This is a genomic window from Nocardia sp. CA-135398, from assembly GCF_050955845.1.
GTDB lineage: Bacteria > Actinomycetota > Actinomycetes > Mycobacteriales > Mycobacteriaceae > Nocardia.
Window position 1 is genome coordinate 7,317,033 of record NZ_CP192084.1, and the last position, 17,986, is coordinate 7,335,018.

18 protein-coding genes and 1 pseudogene are annotated in these 17,986 nt (G+C 65.4%); 9 read left to right on the top strand and 10 right to left on the bottom strand.

All coding sequences use genetic code 11. From position 1 onward, the window contains the following. Positions 1 to 2: 2 nt before the first annotated feature. Together ACQP1T_RS32690 and ACQP1T_RS32695 are read right to left on the bottom strand one after the other, a co-directional pair. The gene (locus tag ACQP1T_RS32690; protein ID WP_433756880.1) at positions 3 to 1,403 is read right to left on the bottom strand and encodes a wax ester/triacylglycerol synthase family O-acyltransferase; all 1,401 of its coding nucleotides are present in this window, start codon (positions 1,401 to 1,403) and stop codon (positions 3 to 5) included. A gap of 34 nt (positions 1,404 to 1,437) precedes the next feature. Continuing rightward, positions 1,438 to 2,949: a cytochrome P450 gene (locus tag ACQP1T_RS32695; RefSeq protein WP_433756881.1), complete on the bottom strand. Its 1,512-nt coding sequence runs from the start codon at positions 2,947 to 2,949 to the stop codon at positions 1,438 to 1,440. 427 nt (positions 2,950 to 3,376) lie between these two features. Here ACQP1T_RS32695 and ACQP1T_RS32700 point away from each other — a divergent pair, with 427 nt between their 5' ends. From ACQP1T_RS32700 to ACQP1T_RS32715, 4 genes are all read left to right on the top strand, one after another. Further along, entirely contained in the window at positions 3,377 to 4,279 is a 903-nt protein-coding gene (locus tag ACQP1T_RS32700) for an SGNH/GDSL hydrolase family protein (protein ID WP_433756882.1), read from the top strand. A gap of 114 nt (positions 4,280 to 4,393) precedes the next feature. Then, positions 4,394 to 4,993: a TetR/AcrR family transcriptional regulator gene (locus ACQP1T_RS32705; RefSeq protein WP_433756883.1), complete on the top strand. Its 600-nt coding sequence runs from the start codon at positions 4,394 to 4,396 to the stop codon at positions 4,991 to 4,993. Positions 4,994 to 5,086: 93 nt separating this feature from the next. Beyond that, entirely contained in the window at positions 5,087 to 7,528 is a 2,442-nt protein-coding gene (locus ACQP1T_RS32710) for a beta-glucosidase H (protein WP_433756884.1), read from the top strand. After that, a complete protein-coding gene (locus tag ACQP1T_RS32715; RefSeq protein WP_433756885.1) occupies positions 7,525 to 8,445 on the top strand; it encodes an esterase/lipase family protein in 921 nt (306 codons plus the stop codon). The genes ACQP1T_RS32710 and ACQP1T_RS32715 overlap by 4 nt, the downstream gene beginning before the upstream one ends. 28 nt (positions 8,446 to 8,473) lie before the next feature. Here the strand turns inward: ACQP1T_RS32715 and ACQP1T_RS32720 are convergent, their stop codons facing one another. Then, complete coding sequence (locus ACQP1T_RS32720) at positions 8,474 to 8,641, bottom strand: hypothetical protein (RefSeq protein WP_433756886.1); 168 nt, start codon at positions 8,639 to 8,641, stop codon at positions 8,474 to 8,476. Positions 8,642 to 8,674: 33 nt separating this feature from the next. Between ACQP1T_RS32720 and ACQP1T_RS32725 the strand changes: the two genes are divergently transcribed. Together ACQP1T_RS32725 and ACQP1T_RS32730 are read left to right on the top strand one after the other, a co-directional pair. Next, positions 8,675 to 9,577 carry an SGNH/GDSL hydrolase family protein gene (locus ACQP1T_RS32725; RefSeq protein ID WP_433756887.1) on the top strand — a complete coding sequence of 301 codons (903 nt, stop codon included), beginning with the start codon at positions 8,675 to 8,677 and terminating at the stop codon, positions 9,575 to 9,577. A gap of 41 nt (positions 9,578 to 9,618) precedes the next feature. Beyond that, positions 9,619 to 10,311: a hypothetical protein gene (locus ACQP1T_RS32730; protein ID WP_433756888.1), complete on the top strand. Its 693-nt coding sequence runs from the start codon at positions 9,619 to 9,621 to the stop codon at positions 10,309 to 10,311. Positions 10,312 to 10,339: 28 nt separating this feature from the next. Here the strand turns inward: ACQP1T_RS32730 and ACQP1T_RS32735 are convergent, their stop codons facing one another. Then, positions 10,340 to 11,137 carry a helix-turn-helix domain-containing protein gene (locus ACQP1T_RS32735; RefSeq protein ID WP_433762449.1) on the bottom strand — a complete coding sequence of 266 codons (798 nt, stop codon included), beginning with the start codon at positions 11,135 to 11,137 and terminating at the stop codon, positions 10,340 to 10,342. A gap of 78 nt (positions 11,138 to 11,215) precedes the next feature. Next, a pseudogene (locus ACQP1T_RS32740) lies at positions 11,216 to 11,350 on the bottom strand (Ada metal-binding domain-containing protein); the annotation flags it as partial. A 104-nt stretch (positions 11,351 to 11,454) separates the two neighbouring features. Here ACQP1T_RS32740 and ACQP1T_RS32745 point away from each other — a divergent pair. After that, positions 11,455 to 11,877 (top strand): nuclear transport factor 2 family protein, encoded by a 423-nt coding sequence (locus ACQP1T_RS32745; RefSeq protein ID WP_433756889.1) that lies wholly within the window; start codon positions 11,455 to 11,457, stop codon positions 11,875 to 11,877. A gap of 28 nt (positions 11,878 to 11,905) precedes the next feature. Here the strand turns inward: ACQP1T_RS32745 and ACQP1T_RS32750 are convergent, their stop codons facing one another. Next, positions 11,906 to 13,267 carry a lipase family protein gene (locus ACQP1T_RS32750; protein WP_433762450.1) on the bottom strand — a complete coding sequence of 454 codons (1,362 nt, stop codon included), beginning with the start codon at positions 13,265 to 13,267 and terminating at the stop codon, positions 11,906 to 11,908. A 489-nt stretch (positions 13,268 to 13,756) separates the two neighbouring features. Between ACQP1T_RS32750 and ACQP1T_RS32755 the strand changes: the two genes are divergently transcribed. After that, a complete protein-coding gene (locus ACQP1T_RS32755) occupies positions 13,757 to 14,389 on the top strand; it encodes a TetR/AcrR family transcriptional regulator (RefSeq protein ID WP_433756890.1) in 633 nt (210 codons plus the stop codon). Between the two features lie 40 nt (positions 14,390 to 14,429). On the opposite strand, the gene ACQP1T_RS32760 is transcribed toward ACQP1T_RS32755, so the two are convergent. The 4 genes from ACQP1T_RS32760 to ACQP1T_RS32775 all read right to left on the bottom strand — a co-directional run bounded on the left by ACQP1T_RS32760 (position 14,430) and on the right by ACQP1T_RS32775 (position 17,703). Further along, positions 14,430 to 15,137, bottom strand: a complete 708-nt coding sequence (locus ACQP1T_RS32760; RefSeq protein ID WP_433756891.1) for a haloacid dehalogenase type II — start codon at positions 15,135 to 15,137, stop codon at positions 14,430 to 14,432. 7 nt (positions 15,138 to 15,144) lie between these two features. Beyond that, positions 15,145 to 15,783, bottom strand: coding sequence for a class I SAM-dependent methyltransferase (locus tag ACQP1T_RS32765; RefSeq protein ID WP_433756892.1), 639 nt, complete (start codon positions 15,781 to 15,783; stop codon positions 15,145 to 15,147). A 160-nt stretch (positions 15,784 to 15,943) separates the two neighbouring features. After that, positions 15,944 to 17,167, bottom strand: a complete 1,224-nt coding sequence (locus tag ACQP1T_RS32770) for an FAD-dependent monooxygenase (protein WP_433756893.1) — start codon at positions 17,165 to 17,167, stop codon at positions 15,944 to 15,946. A 209-nt stretch (positions 17,168 to 17,376) separates the two neighbouring features. Beyond that, the gene (locus tag ACQP1T_RS32775) at positions 17,377 to 17,703 is read right to left on the bottom strand and encodes an Rv3235 family protein (RefSeq protein ID WP_433762452.1); all 327 of its coding nucleotides are present in this window, start codon (positions 17,701 to 17,703) and stop codon (positions 17,377 to 17,379) included. Between ACQP1T_RS32775 and ACQP1T_RS32780 the strand changes: the two genes are divergently transcribed. Further along, positions 17,620 to 17,796 carry a hypothetical protein gene (locus tag ACQP1T_RS32780; RefSeq protein WP_433762583.1) on the top strand — a complete coding sequence of 59 codons (177 nt, stop codon included), beginning with the start codon at positions 17,620 to 17,622 and terminating at the stop codon, positions 17,794 to 17,796. The genes ACQP1T_RS32775 and ACQP1T_RS32780 overlap by 84 nt on opposite strands. The last annotated feature ends 190 nt before the right edge of the window (positions 17,797 to 17,986 follow it).

Below are 17,986 nucleotides of genomic sequence, written 5' to 3' on the forward strand. Positions count from 1 at the left end.
CGTCATCCAGCGGCTAGCTGTGTGCGGTCCGGCAGTAGCAGTTCGGTGAGTTCATCGAGCGCGACATCCATGGCCCCGGTGAGGTACGACATCGGCGGCAGCTTGTCCCGGACACCGAGCACACCGAAATGCAGCCCACCCGAATAGCCGATGCAGGTGAAGTTCAGCGGATTGCCGTGCATGAGCAGCGAGATCGGATAGATCGTCTCCAGCCGAGCGCCATTCCAGTACAGCGGGTTTCGTGGTCCCGGCACATTGGAGATGCCCATGGGGTGCGAGGATGCGGTGTTGGTGAAGCCGAAGCCGAGCCCGAGAATCCACGGCAGCGTGACCGCGAGCCCATAGCCGATGACCTCGTTCGGGGCCATCTCGCCCATATGCTGTTTCGCGGCCCGGATGTAGTACTTGACCGCGCTCAACCGGTCCCGCGGATCGGCGATATCGGTGGCCAGCGCGGTGAACATCATGCCAGCGCGGGTGCCGGCGCGAGCATCGTCCTCCTCGCGTAGATCGGTGGGCACGCCCGCGGTCAACGACTCTTCGGGCAACGTGGCGTGATCGGTCAGGTAGCTGCGCAGCGCCGTGCTGACGAGGTACAGCACGATGTCGTTGATCGTGCAGTCACCCGCCTTCGCCAATCGCTTGAACAGCGCGAGGTCGTAGCGACGCCGGGACAGATCGCGCGCGCCGGTGATGGTGCCGTTGAGAATGGTTTCCGGTTGCTGATATGCCTTCTGCGCCATCGTTTTATCGCCGCGTGCACGTCGGAAGGCATCGCGGGCGGCGGATCCGACGCCGCGCAACAAAGCCAGCACGCCGGTCAATGCGGTGAGCAGGGCACGGAACGGGTTCGCCTTATCGCCTTCCGCCGACTCGGCGGCCGGGCGCACCGTGAACAGGTCCGGCACATCGCGGGCGGCGCCGTCCTCGGTGAACGTATCGGTGAACAACCGCATGGCCGACGCGCCGTCGAGCAGGCTGTGGTGCACCTTGAGCAGCAGCGCGAAACGGTCCTGCGCCAGCCCCTCGATGACGTGCAATTCCCATGGCGGACGGCTCATATCGAGCTGCTTCTGGTGGATCGATGCGACGAGCTCGGTGAGCTGGTCCTGGCTGCCCGGCTCCGGCAGCGTCCACTCTCGGATGTGCTCGCTCAGGTCGATATCGTCGACCTCACGCATCAGCGCCGCGACACCCGGCGGCGGGAACTGCAGCGGGCGGAAGTTCCACGGTTGCGGCAGGCTCGCCGGTGCGTCCAGTCCGGCCCGCCACTGCCGCAGGAACTGGGCCGCCCCGCCCTCGGGTGCGGTGAATTCCAGCAGGAAGGCGATATGCATGGGCATATCGGGAGATTCGAGCGACAGCCAGACACCGTCGGTCGCGGTCAATCGATGCAACGACATCTACATCCTTAGAGTGTGCTCGGCGAATGGGGGTTCAGGCGGGCCGTCGGATCAGTTCGAGATCGAGATCGATGGGGATGACGGCGAAGTGGAAGCGATCCTTCGGTGCCTGCGCGCCCGCGGGCAGACGCACCTCGAAGTTCCGGCAGACCATGCCGGTCACGTTCTTGATCTCCAACATCGCCAACCCGCGTCCCGGACAGAACCGCGGACCGGCCCCGAACGGGGTGGAGACCTCAGGACGATGTGTGCCGTGCTCGGAGCGCAGCCAGCGATCCGGGTCGAAGCGCAGCGCGTCCTCGAAGTTCTTCTCCTGCAGGCTCGCATGCTGCACATTGACGATCACCCAGGTGCCTGCCGGGATGTGCACGCCATCGATCGCGGTATCGGTGGCGGCCTCGAGTCCGACGATCGGTGTCGTAGGCCGCAGCCGCATCGATTCGGCGACAACGGCTTCCAGATACGGCTGCCGGTCCAGCGCCGAGGGGATCTCGGCGACCTCCTCGCGAATCCGTTCCTGCACAGCGGGATTGCCAGCGAGGTGGTAGAGCAGCCAGGCCATGGCATTGCTGGTGGTGTCCTGACCGGCGATCAGGATGGTCAGCGCCTCGGCGAACAGTTGGTCATCGGTGAAGGAGGTGCTGCCATCCTGCGCCAACAGGAAGGCCTCGATGAAATTCGTCGGTGCCGCGGGCAGATTCGCGCGGGCCCGACTGATCACGCCGGTGAGATCGGTGCGCAGCGCGGCCAGCGCGCGCTCCAGCGCTCGGTCGTCCGGAAGTTTGACGTAGCGCCAGTACGGTAGCGGGCTGTTGATCCGCCGGTTGATGAGCGGGAAGATCAGCTCCAGGTGCCGCTGGATGATATCGCCGGACTGTTCGATGGTGTTGATGTCGTAGTCGAAGGTCAGCTTGGCGGTGACGTCCACCGTATAGCGGGTCAGGTCGGCGCGAATATCCTTGGGCGACTGCCGTTCCCAGCGCTGTCGCAGCCGTCCGGTGATCGTCTCCAGGGCGGGGTGGAAGCTGCGCAGATGCGAGGCATTGAAGGCGGGCATCGCCAGCTTGCGACGGAGCCGCCATGCCTCACCCTCGAGCGAGAACAGTCCATTGGAACCCATCTCGTCCATCACCGACTCGATCGCCGACTGCCGCCGGAACCCACCGGGCCGATCCCGGAAGATCTCGCGGTTCAGATCGGGATCACTCACGACGACGATGTGCCGCCCCGGCATCTTCAGCTGGTAGAGCGGGCCGTACTCATCGCACCACTCGTCGAACTGACGGTGCAGCAACGAGGGCCGCATCTGCGGGAGATTCCCCAACAACGGCCACCGGCTCGGCCCGGGGAGATCATCCACGGTCCTGGCGGGTGAGATCGAGACAGACAAACTGGCGCCTAACGTCGAAAGGAACGGGTGGGGTCTCGGCGGTATAGAAAAAGGCGCGAGAATCTTGTCTCGGAGCACAAAGAAAAGGTTCGCCGAGTTTCTTCGTGAATGGGACCAGAGTCGAAAATGACGACAGCCTCCCCGCAGTCGAAGCATTTGGCCAGACCATATCGACAGTCTGTTGCCAAGAATGCCGAGGCGGGCGATGACTCAGCGCGAACAATGGCGACCGTAGCCAGCGCGAGCGGGTGGTGTCAACCCTGACGATTCGTCATCGTCGACTTTCCACAGGTAGCAGCGAATTAGTGAGGAACGCAACAGTGCCCCACATGAAGGCATGAATCTGAAACAAAGCCCGGTCCCTGACGGCTGACGAAATGCGCTATCCCCCAATGTCACCCGACATCTCGGCGTGCGGCGACCAGAAATTGCCAGCAGGAAAACCGAAAGCTATTCGGGATTGGCGAATCGCGGCTAGACTCGGCCCGTACCGGTCGGATGTGCAGGGTCGGTCCTGCCTGCGCGAGTTACTCGTGGGAGTTCGACCAGAATTCGTCCGGTCATGGGTTCACAAGGAGAAACCATGCAAGTTTTCGGCAGCTGGAACCATCTATTCGGAAAGGTGAGACCGGCGGTCGCCGCGGCCGCGATGACAGTCGCGGCGAGCGCCGCTATCACCGGGCAAGCGAGCGCAGCCCCGGCTGCGGACACCCACTATGTGGCCCTCGGTGATTCCTTCGCCGCGGGCGCGGGCGTATTTCCGCAAACCGAGCTCACCACGTGTTCACGCTCCGCGGTCAACTACCCGTCGCTGGTCGCGAAGGAGCTCGGCGTCGCGACCTTCAAGGACGTCACCTGCGGTGGGGCCACATTGGACGACCTCGCAAACCCGCAGCGCGGCGTCGTCTCCGGAACCGCCGCCCCACAGTTCGATGCGCTGACACCGGACACCACCCTGGTGACAATGACCATGGGCGGCAACGATATCGGCCTGGCGAGCCAGGCCCTGCGGTGCGGAAATCTCCTGCCGGAGCCGTACGGCACGTCATGCGCGGACACCTTCACGGCGAACGGCGTCGACACTTTCGCGGAACGGACCAAGGCCCTGGCACCCGTCTACAGCACCGCGATCGATGAAATCCACTCGCGCGCACCCGAAGCCACGATCGTGATCGTCGGATACCCGACCGCCTCGCGCGCAGGCGCCTGCCCGGCGCAACAGCCCGCCTGGCCGCGCGACGCCGACTACCTCCAGGACGTGCTGGTCAACCTCAATACGCTGCTGCGCAATGTCTCCGCCGCACACGGCGCGATCTTCGTCGACACGGCAACGTCCAGCGTCGGACACGATATGTGCGCCACACCCGACCAGCAGTGGATCAACGGGCTGATCCCGTCGCTGTCGACACCGTCGATTGTTCCCCTGCACCCCAACACCTTCGGTGAGCAGAACATCGCACAGCGGGTTGTCGCCACGCTGCGGTGAGGCCGCCGCCGGGCGCGGTACATTTCCGCGCCCGGCCGTAAACGCGCCGAACCGCCCCTGTCAATGGCGATTCGCTAGTCTGCGAACAATGGACGCAGCAGAAGAGTGCACCGCATGAGACGGGCCCAGGGCGGGGCCGGTCACGAGGATCGCCGTCGAGCGATCCTGGAGGCTGCCCTCGAGGTTTTCGCGGAACGCGGCTACCAGGGCGCGACCATTGCGATCGTCGCGGAGCGCGTCGGACTCAGCCAGCAGGGCGTGCTGCACTACTTCCCCAATAAGCAGACGCTGCTGGCGAATGTGCTCGCGTTGCGCGATCAGAACGATCTCGATGTCCTGCTCGCCACCGCACAGGGCAGGGCGACCACCCTGGAACTGCTCGCCGACCTGGTCGAACGCAATGTCGAGCGGCCCGGAATCGTGCAGTCGTTCACGGTGCTCGCGGCCGAGAGCGTGACCCAGGATCATCCTGCGCGCGACTACTTCGTCGATCGATACGCGCAGGCTCGGGAGATGCTGACGGCCTTCCTGGAGCGCGACCTGGGCGGCGATCCGCCGCGCGGCGTCTCACATAGCGATGCCGCGGTGTTGCTGATCGCGGTCCTGGACGGGCTCCAGCAGCAGTGGTTGCTGTCGCCGGACGATGTGGATATGCCCGCGCTGCTGCGCAAGTTCCTGCGATTGATCCGCCCGGACAACAACCCAAGCGAATAACGTATTGATAACATTCCCTACCGGTTATTAGGTATATCGGCCATACTTCGAGGTAGCTGCCCGCGCGTCATACGAACAAGGGAGTCGACCGACATGGCGAATCACCGACCCGACCGCGAGGCAGTGGTCGAAAAGGCATTGGCCGCACTGGATCTGGATGCCCGTTGCCGCCTGCTCGCCGGACAGGACATGTGGTCCCTGCCCGCGATGCCGGAGATCGGCCTGGCATCGGTCGTGATGTCCGACGGTCCGATCGGCGTGCGCGGCGTGCACTGGAGTCCGGAGGACCCTTCGATCGCCCTGCCGAGCCCGACCGCGCTGGCCGCCACCTGGGATCCGACCCTAGCCCGGCGGGCCGGGCAGCTACTCGCGCAGGAGGCGCGGCGCAAGGGCGTGCACATGCTGCTCGCTCCGACGCTCAATTTGCATCGAAGTCCACTGGGCGGCAGGCATTTCGAGTGCTACTCGGAGGATCCGCTGTTGACCGGGGCAATCGGCGCGGCCTATGTGACCGGTGTGCAGGAGGGTGGCGTCGCCGCGACACCGAAGCATTTCGTGGCCAATGATTCCGAGACCGACCGATTCACCGTCGATGTGCGGGTATCCCAGCGTGCACTGCACGAGCTGTATCTGGCGCCGTTCGAAACCGTGGTCGAGCAGGCCGAGCCGTGGGCCTTGATGGCGGCATACAACAGCGTCAACGGTGTCACGATGACCGAGCACAACGCATTGCAGAACGACATCTTGCGTGCGCGTTGGGGTTTCGATGGCGCCATCGTCTCGGACTGGACGGCGGCCCGCGACACCGTGGGCGCGGCTGTCGGCGGGCTCGATATCGCGATGCCGGGGCCGCAGAGCGTCTTCGGACATGCGCTAGCGGAAGCGGTTCGCGCAGGCCGAGTTCCGGCCGAAACGGTCGAGCAGATGGCACGGCATGTGCTTCGGCTGGCCGCGCGCGTCGGCGCATTGGCCGGGGCACCACCGGAAGTCGCGACCGAGCCCGCGACGATCAACGGCGACACACTGGCTCGCGAGATAGCTCAACGCTCGATTGTGCTGCTGCGCAACGAGAACGGCGTACTGCCGCTCGGCAAGGTCGGGCGCATCGCGCTGATCGGGCAGACCGCTGACCAGCCGAGGGCACTCGGCGGCGGTAGCGCCCAGGTGTTCCCGCCGCATACCGTCTCACCGCTCGAGGGTTTGCGGGCCGTGCTCGATGCGGATACCGAACTGGTCTACGCCGTCGGTGCGGATCCCCGAGTCGAGATTCCCGCCGCCAAGGAAGGTTTCGATCTGCGGGTCCAGCTGTACGGCGCAGCTGACCGCCTGCTCGGCGAGCATCCGCTGCCGGAGGCCACGATCGAATGGATCGGTGAATTCCCGGACGGTATCGCGGTCGGGGAACTACATCGGGTGGTTGTCACCGGCACATTCACGCCACGGGCAACGGGAACGCATACCTTGGCCATCGCGGGCATCGGGCCGTTCCGGCTGACGGTCGGCGATGTGACCTGTCTCGACGACACCATCGCCCCGGAGGGTGATCCGCTGGCCGCCTTCCTCCGCCCGCCGGAGACGCTTTTCGAGGTTGAACTCACTGCGGGACAGCAGGTTTCGATACGACTTACGCATACCGTGACAACGCTGCCCGAACTGCCCATTGCCTTCGAGAAGTTCACACTCGGCCATCAGGAACCGAATATCGACCCCGAGGCGCTCATCGAAGGAGCGGTCGCGGCAGCGGCTTCGGCCGATGTGGCCGTGGTGGTCGTCGCCACTACGCCCGAGGTGGAGAGCGAAAGCTTCGACCGCACATCGCTTTCGCTGCCCGGTCGTCAGGATGAGCTCGTCGCGCGGGTCGCCGCTGTCAATCCGCGCACCGTCGTCGTGGTGAATACCGGATCCCCCGTGCACATGCCGTGGGCCGAGGACGTCGCGGCGGTCCTGCTCACCTGGTTTCCGGGGCAGGAAGGCGGTGCCGCACTGGCCGATGTGCTCATCGGCCGGGCCGAACCGAGCGGACGGCTGCCCACCACCTGGCCCGCGCATCAGGACGACGCGCCGGTGCTGAATGTCACGCCCACCGATGGCATCCTCGCCTACGAGGAAGATATCTACATCGGATACCGCGCGTGGCAGCGACTTCCGACCGCTCCGGCGTATTGGTTCGGGCACGGAATCGGTTACACCACCTGGGATTACGAGAGCGCTACCTTCGCGCCCGATCCGGCATCTGGTCTCGGCACGCTTACCGTGACGGTTCGCAATACCGGTGATCGTCCCGGCCGCGAAACGATCCAGACGTATATCGCGCATTCGTCCCAACCGGAACGCCGACTGGCCGCCTTCGCGGTCGTCGAAGCCGAGCCGGGCGAGGCGGCCGAGGTGGCGATTCCGATCCCCCGTCGAGCCGCCGAGTCCTGGGACGAGGCAATGGAAACCTGGGTACTGCGCACCGCCGCATACGACCTGCTGACCGGTCGATCGGTCGCCGATATCCGCCTGACCACCGCCATCCAAGGACCGCACGTATGAGACCGCGCCGAATCATCCTGTCCCTCATCGGATTTGCGCTGTGCGCGGCAACGATGCCGGTGGCTGCGGCAGAGTCGGGACCGTACCCGACGGCCACGTGGGAGCAGGTGCAGGACGAGGAAACCCGATGGGCGCAGGAGGGCAAGGTCGAAGCGCCGACGCCGCCCGGAGTCAACCGATACGACTGCGTGCCCACCGTGCCGGGCGCGGTTCCCGTTGTCTTGCTCCATGGTTTCGCGGGCGACGAGTATCGCGCCTGGGGGTATCTGGGGCCTGCCCTCGCCAATGCGGGTCTGTGCGTCTTTTCCTTTTCCTATGGCGGCAGCAATGCCATGCAGGGCGGTGGCAATGGTCCGCTCGCCGATTCGGCGGTCGAGATCAAGCAGAAGCTGACCACGCTGACCACTCGGCTCGGCGCCTCGAAGGTCAACCTGATCGGTCATTCCGAGGGCGGCATCATGGCGCAGTACATCGTGAAAACCGATCCGGCAATCGCCAGTGGCGTCCGTTCGGTGACCACCATCTCCTCGCCGACGCACGGTACGCTGGGCGATCTCGGCGCGACTCTGCTCAATACCGGCAACCTTCGCGACGAACTGCCGCTGCCGCCCGCGGTGAAAGATCTGCTGGCCGGGTCGGCATTCCTACAGGAACTGAACTCCGGACCGGTCACCGTCCCAGGGGTCGCCTACACCACGATCACCAGCCGTTTCGACCCGATCTCGTCCTTCGGCCAGAACGAGGCCATGATCGCGGAGCCCGGTGTCGACAACTACGTCCTCCAAAGCGTCTGCCCCGCCAGCAAAGCCGGTCACAACGGGACTGTCTTCTCACCCACCACCGCCGCACTCGTGCTCAATGCACTCGATCGTTCGACAATGCGACCGATTCCGTGCCAGGACGACTCAACGGGTTAGCACGACAGTTGTATTTCGTTGACGCCGCCTACTCGGCGGGCGGCATTCGCCGATAGCCGGGGTGCACGCCCGGGGTGAGCTGTTGTTGTTCGGCGGTTCGGTTGAGCAGGGTCGCCAAGTGTTCGTATTCGGTGTCGTCCAGCCCCTCGCAAAGATCGGCTTCGTGTGCCGTGGCGATCTGCCACACCTGGCCCATCAACTGTTTCGCCTTCGGGGTGAGGTGCAGTTCGTGGTTGCGACGGTCGGTGGCGCTGCGGCGGCGTTCGACGAGGCCCTGAATGATTCACATAAGAGAATTGAGTTGACCGTGAATGCCGAGCTGATCGAGAAGCTGATCCGGTTCCAGCGGCCCGAGCGGGTGCTGCACTATCTCCACGCACTCGATGACATCCGCATCGCGCGTCTGTTCGGCCTGGATCCCGCCGAGTACAAGCGGCTGTGCGCCGGATTCGATGAACAGGTCCACACGGCGGCCACCGAACTCCTGGCCAACCCCGAAGTGGCCGACGCGGTGGACCGTCTCCCATTCGAAGCAGGCCAACACGTCGTCGCCATCGGGGAGAGTACGACGGCGGATCGGCTGTCCTGGTTCGAGATACTGCGCGCGCTGCTGGCCATTCGCCGTCCGGACGACGGCATCCGACTCAGCAATCTGGCCGTATCCGGTTGCACCACAACACAGGCGCTCGCCGCACTGTCGACGCTGACCAGTCAACGGCCCGATTGGGTGCTGTGCCATCTCGACGCAAACGATGCCCAGCGTCTCGGCGGGATCGACGGACCTCGACTGGTCAGCATGTTGGAAACGAACCGCAATCTGCTGCTGCTGCACGACTCGGCGATGCGTGACATCGACGCGCGCTGGGTATGGCTCACCCCGGCCGCGGTGGACGAGGCGAAGGCGGCCGCATTCCCGCACTTTCAGCGGGCCGGAATCGCCTGGCGCACTTCGGATATGGCCGATACCGCCGGGATGCTGGCCGATCAGCCGGAGCCGATCGTCGACGTGTTCGCGATAACCACGCCCGACTCGGGTTTCGACGGACACCTCGACGATGGCGTCCACCTGACCGGCCTCGGCCAACAGGAGATCGTTGCGGCGGTCGTCGTCACGCTGGCCCAGCTGTCCTGAACCGACACCCCAACTACGGACCACACTCGAAAAGGTCAAGCATGCGCGTCACCACATTCATCCTCACCTGCACACTTGCCGTCGCCACTGCCGTGGGCACAGCCGCGGCCCAGCCCGCGGACGAGGGCGAGGGCGTCGCCTTCACCGCACACGCGGTCGACGGCGCCAGCGTGATCGATATCGACTCGGGCACACTCTCGTCGGACAATGATCTCTTCCAGATCAAGGCCGCCGACGGCACCGTAGTCGCCGCGATGCCGTTGCGGCTACGGCTCGACGATTTCGAATTCCCCATCGCCGCAACAATTTCCGGTCACAGCGCGACCCTCGTACCGCAATTCGATATGGCGCGCGCGGTGTATCGGCCGGTCGCGCTGCCCTTCGAGGATCAGGCGCCCTTCCGATCGGAATACGAGCGCGAGGTCGCGGCCTGGAATCGGATGAGCAGCACCATCGCCATGGGGGCCATCGTCGGGACGGTTGTCGGCGGACTCGGCGGCGCGGCCGTTGGATGTGCGCTCGGCGGGGCGCTCGGTGCGGCGGCCGCCACCGCCACCATCATCGGGCTTTTCGGTCCGATCCTGCCCGCAGCGGCCGTCGGCTGTCTCGGCGGCGTCATCGCGGTCGGCGCGCTCGGCGCCATTGCGGGTCAGCTCTTTGTCACCGCCCCGGTGATCGTCGCGGCCGCGCTCCAGTACTTCACCACGATCAATTCGCCACTCCCACAGCGATGATCGGTTCGCCTCCCCACCTTCGACGACATCAGTGGTGCATGGAAGGCGGCTGAACTTGCGGTCTCGCCAGGTGGAGTTGGCGAGACCGCGACGTGGTTCGACCAATGGGGTCAGCGGCGAGCATCGTCGGGGTCGGGAAGAGATGGGAAAGGCCGAACTGCTCCAAGCCGCCGACGGGTTTGCCATAGGCAGCGACGAGATCGTCGAGAACATCGCTGCCCGACACGGCACTGCGGATGTCGTCCTCGAATGGGTCCCACGGGTCCCCCGCGAGCAGCCGCTGCACCCTGGACACCAGATGGATCAAGCCCTCGATATGCGGCACGTGCACCATGAGAAGCGCGGCATCTGCTGCTGCTGAGGATATTTCGATGACGCCCGGATCGCCGTCCAGGTCGATCGTGCGCCGGTAGCGGGTCGGCGTGGCGCTCTCGACACCAGCGATCGCGGTGTGCGCCAGCTGTGCCAATCTCCGCTCGACGTTCGTCCCGTCGGCCACCGGCACCCGCAGCGCGAGACCGCCATCCGCGACGAGCCGATCCGCACGCCGCCGACGTTTGCGCAGCTCGACAGGCGTTGCGCGAAATATCGCGACCATCACCCGATTGAATTGACGCAGGCTCCCGAATCCGGCGGCGAAGCCGATATCGGTGACCGACAGATCGGTATCGTCCAGTAGTCGTCGCGCGAAATGCGCACGCCGCGAACGGGCCAGCTGATCCGGCGTCGCACCGACCTGTTCGTGGAACATCCGTCGCAGATGACGTTCCGACACTGCCAGCCGCGCGGCGAGTTCCGCCTCATTGCCCTCGTCCAGTGCGCCCACTGCAATGAGATCGATAGCGCGACAGACCAATTCGGATGCGCTCGTGGGCTTTCGATCACTCCGATAGGGCCGACAGCGGTGGCACGCTCGAAACCCTGCCGCCTCGGCACCCGCAGCGGAGGTGAAGGGGACGACATTTTCCGCCCGAGGGCGTCCGGGACACGGCGGCAAGCAGTAGATGCCGGTCGTGACGACGCCTTCGAACGATCCCATCTCCCGAGTCTGCGCTCCGGGCCGCGCACCGACCAGCCATATCCGGACACGGTCTGTCCGGATATGGCGTGATCGGCGGCCGCGGCCGACCCAGGATTGACCGAATGGACGCACAGACGAGCAAAGATGTGATCATCCGAGCCTGGCGCGAATTCGCGACCCAGGATCCCGACCGCATTGCCGCGGTATTCACCCCGGATGCCGAATGGCTCGCGCCGCCGGAGAACGCCACCGCCCGCGCCCTCGACGGCACCAATCACCTGGTCGGCCGTGACCGCATCGTGCACTTCCTGACCAGAGAGTTTCCGGCCGTGTTCGTTTCCGATCGAAGCGTGCAGTTCACAGCCGTCATCGCCGAGGGCGCGACGGTCGTCGTGGAGGAGCGGATGCGGGCGACATTGATGAACGGCAACCACTACGACAACGACTACTGCTTTATCTTCGAATTGCGCGACGGTCTGATCCACCGCGTGCGCGAATACATGGACACCCGCCGCGCAGAGGAGATGTTCAGCACCACCGACTGAGATCTCCTGCAGCCGATTATGTTCCGTCTCACCTCACGCCGATGGGCTTACCGAAGAATGAGGCGAAGGTCTCGCCGAAGGTCGACCTCAACAGTTCGATTCCGTTCGGGTCCAAGGCCAACCAGCCCACATCGGCGGTGCTGCAACCCTGTTGTGCTGGAACACCATTGAGCCGGTCACGCAGCCACAGGAGGGCGGGCGCAGTGCCCGACACCTCGGTGACAGCATGCTCCGCAAAGTGCTCGCGGGTGTATTGCACACTCGCGGAAGGACTTTGGCAGTAGGTATCGACCAGCGTGTTGACCTGACCTACCGGAATGATTTCATCCGGATTGCCCTGCCAGATGTACATCGGCATATCGGGTACCGATTTACCCATGCGAGTCTTGTCGAGCACATCGGCGACCGCCGGGTGCTGGATCGGATCGCCGGGCACCCGGAGCATGCCCTTCAGGTTCAGGAACGGCAGCAACGCGGATACATACTGCACACACAGCCCACCCTGCACAGTCGACACCGCCCGGCCGAGCAGATCGATATTCCCGTCGATGAATCGGGCGAAATCCGGATACTCGCGGGTGAGCCCGTTGATGGCGCCCAGGACCAGACCGGAGGTGAGCTGGTTGTTCGCGACATTCAGCGTCACCCCGAGATCGGCGGGCACACCGCCCTCGGCCGCGCCGACGATCTCGAGCTCGGGCGCATAGCCCTGCTTCAACTCGGCCGCGTGACCGGTAGCAATGGCCCCGCCCGAGTAGCCGTACATCCCGATCCGGGTATCCGGCGCGAGCCGCATCGGCTCGAGATTGCGTGCCGCGCGGATGCCGTCGAGGGTGATGCGCCCGGCCAGCGGTCCGGCCGCGTAGGCGTTGTTCGGTCCCTGATGATCGGGAATGACAACCGCCCAGCCCTGCTGCACCGCCCCCTGAGCGATCACCCATTCCGCGGGAGCGACGACCTGTCCGACGAACGGACTGACCGAAAACTGTTGCAGCGCATAGGAAGGTGCACAGTACCCGGCCAACGAATCCTCGGCGATCTGCATCGATACGAGCTTGTCCGGTGCCGAGCCGCGCGGCTTCACGACCGTCGCTACCGCTGGAATCGGCTCGTCCCGACTGTTGTTCGAGCGGTAGGAGACCTGCCACGCATCGACATTCACCGGAATCAACCCGAAGTTGGCGACATTGACCTGCCGCGCCGAGATGATCTCGCCCGGCGCCTTGCTCGCTACGACCTCTGCGACCGGATGGTAGAAACCCGGATCCAATTCGGGCGGCAGCGGAACAGGTGCCGCAGGTTGCACCGCCGTCGGTTGCTCCGGCGGCTCGGCGACCGCGACCGCGGTCGTGGCGAGCAGTGCGATGGCCGTGATTCCGGCCGAGAACATGATTCGCCGGGCGCGACCCGCCAGCGGATTGATCAACTTCCAGCCCCTTCGCCAACTGTGAGACCACTCCGTCTCACATGTTGGCGACTATGACACAGACGTGATGTGCATCGCAACAACGACCGCAGTCTTGGGCAGAAATAGACCCGATTCGCCGACTCGATGTGCCGAGCGGCGGAATATGCCGTAACTTTCGGTTCACCGAACCGGCCGGTTGGTGCCGAATAGCTTGCTGGGGAAGCTCCGAGGAAACATGCACGTGCTCAATGAACCGGTCTCGACGGTTCTGTATTACGTCTTCTTGCTCTTCTATGGCGCACAGGACGCGCTGGGCAGATCCTTCATCCTGGGCTGACCGAGCCGTCGCAGCACACCGAGCAGTCCGCGTGGCTGCTCGGATAGCGTGGTGCTTGTGACCGAGCACAGCGAGGGAACCGAAGACACAGCACCCTTGGTCGCAGCGGAGCCGAGCGCTAGCGAGGCGGAGCTGTGACCATCGTGGACAGGCAGTACGGCGGGCGCGCAGTGAGCGAGCGAAAGGCCGAGCGACGGCAGCGATTCTTGGACGCCGCCATCCGAACCTTCGCCGAGCGCGGCTATGCCGACTGCTCGCTGGCCGATGTGTGCACCGCGGCCGGGCTGTCCAAGCGGCAGTTCTACGAGGAGTTCCAGACCAGGGAAGACGTGCTCATCGCGTCCTACGACTACATCCAGGACCAGTCCGCCGCGGTCGTCGGGCAGGCCGTCGCGACGTTGGGTCCGGATACCGATATCGCGGCCGGGCTCACCGCGGTACTGACGGCGTTCATCGGTTCGATCAGCTCCGATCCGTACCGGGCCAAGGTCGCCTTCGTCGAAGTGGTCGGGGTCAGCGAACGCATGGAGAAGCACCGCCGTGAGCGCCGCCACGCGTGGGCGGCGGCAATCGAGGCGCTGCTCATCTCGATCGCGGGCCCGGATATCCGCGTCCGTGGCGGAATCACCTGGGCGGCAAGCGCACTCATCGGCGCGATCAACGGCGTCGCGCACGAATGGATTCTGGCCGACCCGCGCCCGCCGATCACACAACTGGTCGAGGTGCTCGCTCCCATCGCCACCTCGCTGATCATCACCGAGGAATAGCGCGCCGGGCATGTGCTGTGTGCCATGCGAACCGGGTAGATCAGCAGCCGAGTTGGTCCGCGAGATCGAGGAAGTCGGTGGCATTGACGTCGAAATCGTCGTCGAAGGAAACGTCCACGTCACCGCCGGCGCCGAACTCGAGCGGCCGCGCGACGAAGGCCGTACGGAAACCCAGCGCGCCCGCGGCCTGAATGTCGTATTTGTGGCTGGCGACCATCATGATCTCGGATGGCTCCAGCCCCAGATACCCCGCGGCCATGCGATACACCGCGGGGTCGGGCTTGAACGCACCCGCCATCTCGGCGGTGAACACCGCATCCCACGGCAGCGCGGCCCGCTTCGAGATGTTCACCACGGCGGCGACATCCGCATTCGACAGAGTCGCGATCGTGAATTTGCTTGCGAGCCTGGTTAATCCGGCGACGACATCGGGCCACGGTTCGAGTCGTTGCCAGGCGAGTGTGAGATCGGCGCGTTGGTCGGGCGATAGGTCGATGCCGTAGTCACCCAGTAGGCCGTCCAGTGCGTCGGCGTAGACCGAATGCACGGTGACCCAGTTGTCTCGGTCGGGCTCCGCTTTCCGGAGCGCGGCGAAGTACTCGGCGCGCCAATGGTCTACGAAACCGGGCCAATCGATATGGCGATATCGGGCACCGCCGATGCGTCGTGCCTCCGCGCAGACGGTCGAATGAAAATCCGTCGCCGTACCCTGCACATCAAAAAGTAATGCTCGCAACACAATTCGCACCTTTCCCCTACACGCGCTGGACCATCAGATAGCTGCGCCGGCTCGGATGTTCGGTATCCGGATGCGGTTCACGGTCCAAGCGCGCCGCAGGAACCAGACCAGCCCGCACCAAGGCTTCGGATTCAGCGTCCGGGTCCAGGTAACGAAAGGTGAGGTCAACCTGCTGACCCCACCAATCGGTGAGCGTCTTGGCCCCGCCATCCGGAAAGTCCGCATCGCTGGTGTGAAACGCGATAAGCGCGTGCCCACCCGGCCGCAACACCCGCGCGAACTCCGCGTAGGCCACCGCCCGCTGCCGCTCGTCCAAATGGATCACCGCGTACAGACAAACCACCCCCGCCAACGATTCCGCCCGCACCGGCAGCGCAGTCATATCGGCCGCCCCCACCGCCACCGAAGTAGTCCGCCGCGCCACGCCACACATCGCAGGCGAAAGATCCATCGCGATAGCCCGCGCTCCCCGCCCCGCAAGATAAGCAGCGACATGCCCAGGCCCACAACCGATATCCGCAACCACACCGCCTTTGGTGAGTTCGGCGAATACCTCCAAAATCCCGCGATCGAGCGGCTTCCCCCGCAACTCATCCCCGAGCTCATCGGCATAACGCTCGGCCACCAGGTCATAACTGCGCCGCGTGCCGATCATCCAGCCAGCGTAGTTCCGCCCCACAACCCGCGCCTGCCGTGGACTTACCGGCCCCGGGAGACGGCCAGCCACTGTCCACACGCAACGCCTAGCCAGGACGGCTCGAGCGGCGCATGCCGAACTCGCCGGGTCTCCACCGAGCCGCGCCCGAGGCGGTGGCCTAGGGCCTGGCCGACGAGGTGATCGGCGGTCCGGCCGGAACTCCGGAGTCCGGCACCCCCGCGTAGTCGGGCAGTTCGACGCCGTTGATCGCCCGCTCGACCAGCTCGGCGAACCACTCTCCGGTGAAATCGGGGCCCGGTTCGGCGTCCGGCCCGGGGAGGTCGCGGCTGCGGGCGTTCAAGTTGGCGATCTCCTGGTTGGCCTCGACGAACGAGCGCATCCGGCCCTCGTAGGCGGCGAACCCGGCCTCCGGGTCCCACCCGGCAGCGGCCAGCTCTCCGGCCAGCAGGTAGGCGCCGACCAGGGCCAGACCGGTGCCCTGCCCGGACATCGGCGACGAACTGAACGCCGCGTCCCCGAGCAGCCCCACCCGTCCGCTCGACCAGCGGTCCATCACCACCTGGGCGACCTGATCGAGGTAGAAGTCCGGGGTGTCGTCCAGATGCGCGAGGATGCCCGAGGTCAACCAGCCGAAGCCGGTCATCCGCTCGCGCAGCAGACGCTTCTGGGCCGCGACGTCGCGGTAGTCGACATCGAGGTCGGCCGCGGGGAAGGAGAACATGGCCATCGCCCGAGTGGCGTCCTGGATGGGCCGCAGCCCGGCGGAGCGCCCCGCCTCCTGGTACTCGATCAGCCAGCGGTCCAGCCCGAACTCGTTGGGCACACTGTAGAAGGCCAGCACATGCCCGAGGTGGCGGACGAACTGCTCGTGCGGCCCGAAAACCATTGTGCGCAGCGCCGAATGCAGCCCGTCCGCTCCGATCACCAGCTCGAAACGCCGCCGGTCGCCGCCCGCGAAGACCACGTCGACCCCGTCCGCATCCTGGGTGAGCTCGGCGATACGGTCGCCGAAAATGTACTCGACACCGTCGCGGGTGTCGTCGTAGAGCACCTGGGACAAGTCACCGCGCAGGATCTCGATCTCGGCGATGAATCCGTCGCCGCCGTCGTCGTCCACGCGGAAGGTCTCCAGCACGTTGCCGTCCGCGTCCACGGTGTGCGCGCCGATGGTCTGGGTGCAGGCCGCGCGCACCGCCGGGTCCAGCCCCATGCGCCGGATGACCTCCTTGGTCACCCCGCGCGCGTCCACCGCCTGCCCACCCGGACGCAGCTCGGGGGCCCGCTCCACCACGGTCACCTCGGCTCCCCGCCGGTGCAGCCAGTGGGCCAGCGCGGGCCCCGCGATGCTCGCCCCCGCTACCAACACTCTGGTGCCGCTCACTGTGCCTCCCACTCACCGCCGGATCATTGTCCGGATCGATTGCTTCTGCTCTGACCCACCGCTGTCGGTGTATCCAGAGGTATCGACGGCGGATCCAGCCCGAATTCATCGGTGCGGCTGAGCGTAAATCGTTTTGCCGGGTCACGCGGTGTCTTCTCGGCTCTGTCAGCGCGGATGTAGGCGGCAACCATCGGATCGCGCGTCTGGAGCTACCGCACCCGGAAAACGGTGAGCCGCCAGTCCGTTGAGCGGGTGCGGGCGATGCGGGCGGCGATGGCGAAGTGTTGGCGGCCGCGGTCGTAGGAGGCGAAGACCTCGGCGGTCGATGGGTCGACCATCATGAGGCTCGCGCGGTAGAGCACCGCGACGCCTAGTGTGCGGCCGGGTGCGAGGTCGGCTCGGACTATGGTCCGCACCGCCGAAACGACTGCGGGCGTGGCCATCCTGGTGAGTTGAGCGACAGGGCGGCGGTGGTCGAGTATCTCGAGTGCCAGTCGCAGCGCACGCTCGACGAATTGCTGTGCCGTCGAATCCAATTCGACGACAGCAGGCAACTCGGCATGTCCGGCCCTGAGCGCCCGACGCACACCTGGCGGGCCGGATCGTCCGGTCTGATCATTCCGAGGTAACGGCGTGCGGCACGGCGACGCACGCGGCGGATCCTCGAATTCCCCTCGCCCCCCGGTCGGACGGTACGGCAACAACGGCGGCTCGGTCCTCGGCGCATACGAAAGCCCCGACGGATGTCTCTCCACACAACACCCCCAATAAGTTCGAACTACAACCCCCGAGCTCGGACCGCGCCAGCATCCCACGAAT

Excerpts from the sequence above, each read along its gene's own strand:
- ACQP1T_RS32690 (WP_433756880.1), bottom strand. The coding sequence starts at position 1,403 with ATGTCGTTGCATCGATTGACCGCGACCGACGGTGTCTGGCTGTCGCTC.
- ACQP1T_RS32695 (WP_433756881.1), bottom strand. The coding sequence starts at position 2,949 with ATGCTTCGACTGCGGGGAGGCTGTCGTCATTTTCGACTCTGGTCCCAT.
- ACQP1T_RS32700 (WP_433756882.1), top strand. The coding sequence starts at position 3,377 with ATGCAAGTTTTCGGCAGCTGGAACCATCTATTCGGAAAGGTGAGACCG.
- ACQP1T_RS32705 (WP_433756883.1), top strand. The coding sequence starts at position 4,394 with ATGAGACGGGCCCAGGGCGGGGCCGGTCACGAGGATCGCCGTCGAGCG.
- ACQP1T_RS32710 (WP_433756884.1), top strand. The coding sequence starts at position 5,087 with ATGGCGAATCACCGACCCGACCGCGAGGCAGTGGTCGAAAAGGCATTG.
- ACQP1T_RS32715 (WP_433756885.1), top strand. The coding sequence starts at position 7,525 with ATGAGACCGCGCCGAATCATCCTGTCCCTCATCGGATTTGCGCTGTGC.
- ACQP1T_RS32720 (WP_433756886.1), bottom strand. The coding sequence starts at position 8,641 with ATGGGCCAGGTGTGGCAGATCGCCACGGCACACGAAGCCGATCTTTGC.
- ACQP1T_RS32730 (WP_433756888.1), top strand. The coding sequence starts at position 9,619 with ATGCGCGTCACCACATTCATCCTCACCTGCACACTTGCCGTCGCCACT.
- ACQP1T_RS32745 (WP_433756889.1), top strand. The coding sequence starts at position 11,455 with ATGGACGCACAGACGAGCAAAGATGTGATCATCCGAGCCTGGCGCGAA.
- ACQP1T_RS32750 (WP_433762450.1), bottom strand. The coding sequence starts at position 13,267 with ATGTTCTCGGCCGGAATCACGGCCATCGCACTGCTCGCCACGACCGCG.
- ACQP1T_RS32765 (WP_433756892.1), bottom strand. The coding sequence starts at position 15,783 with ATGATCGGCACGCGGCGCAGTTATGACCTGGTGGCCGAGCGTTATGCC.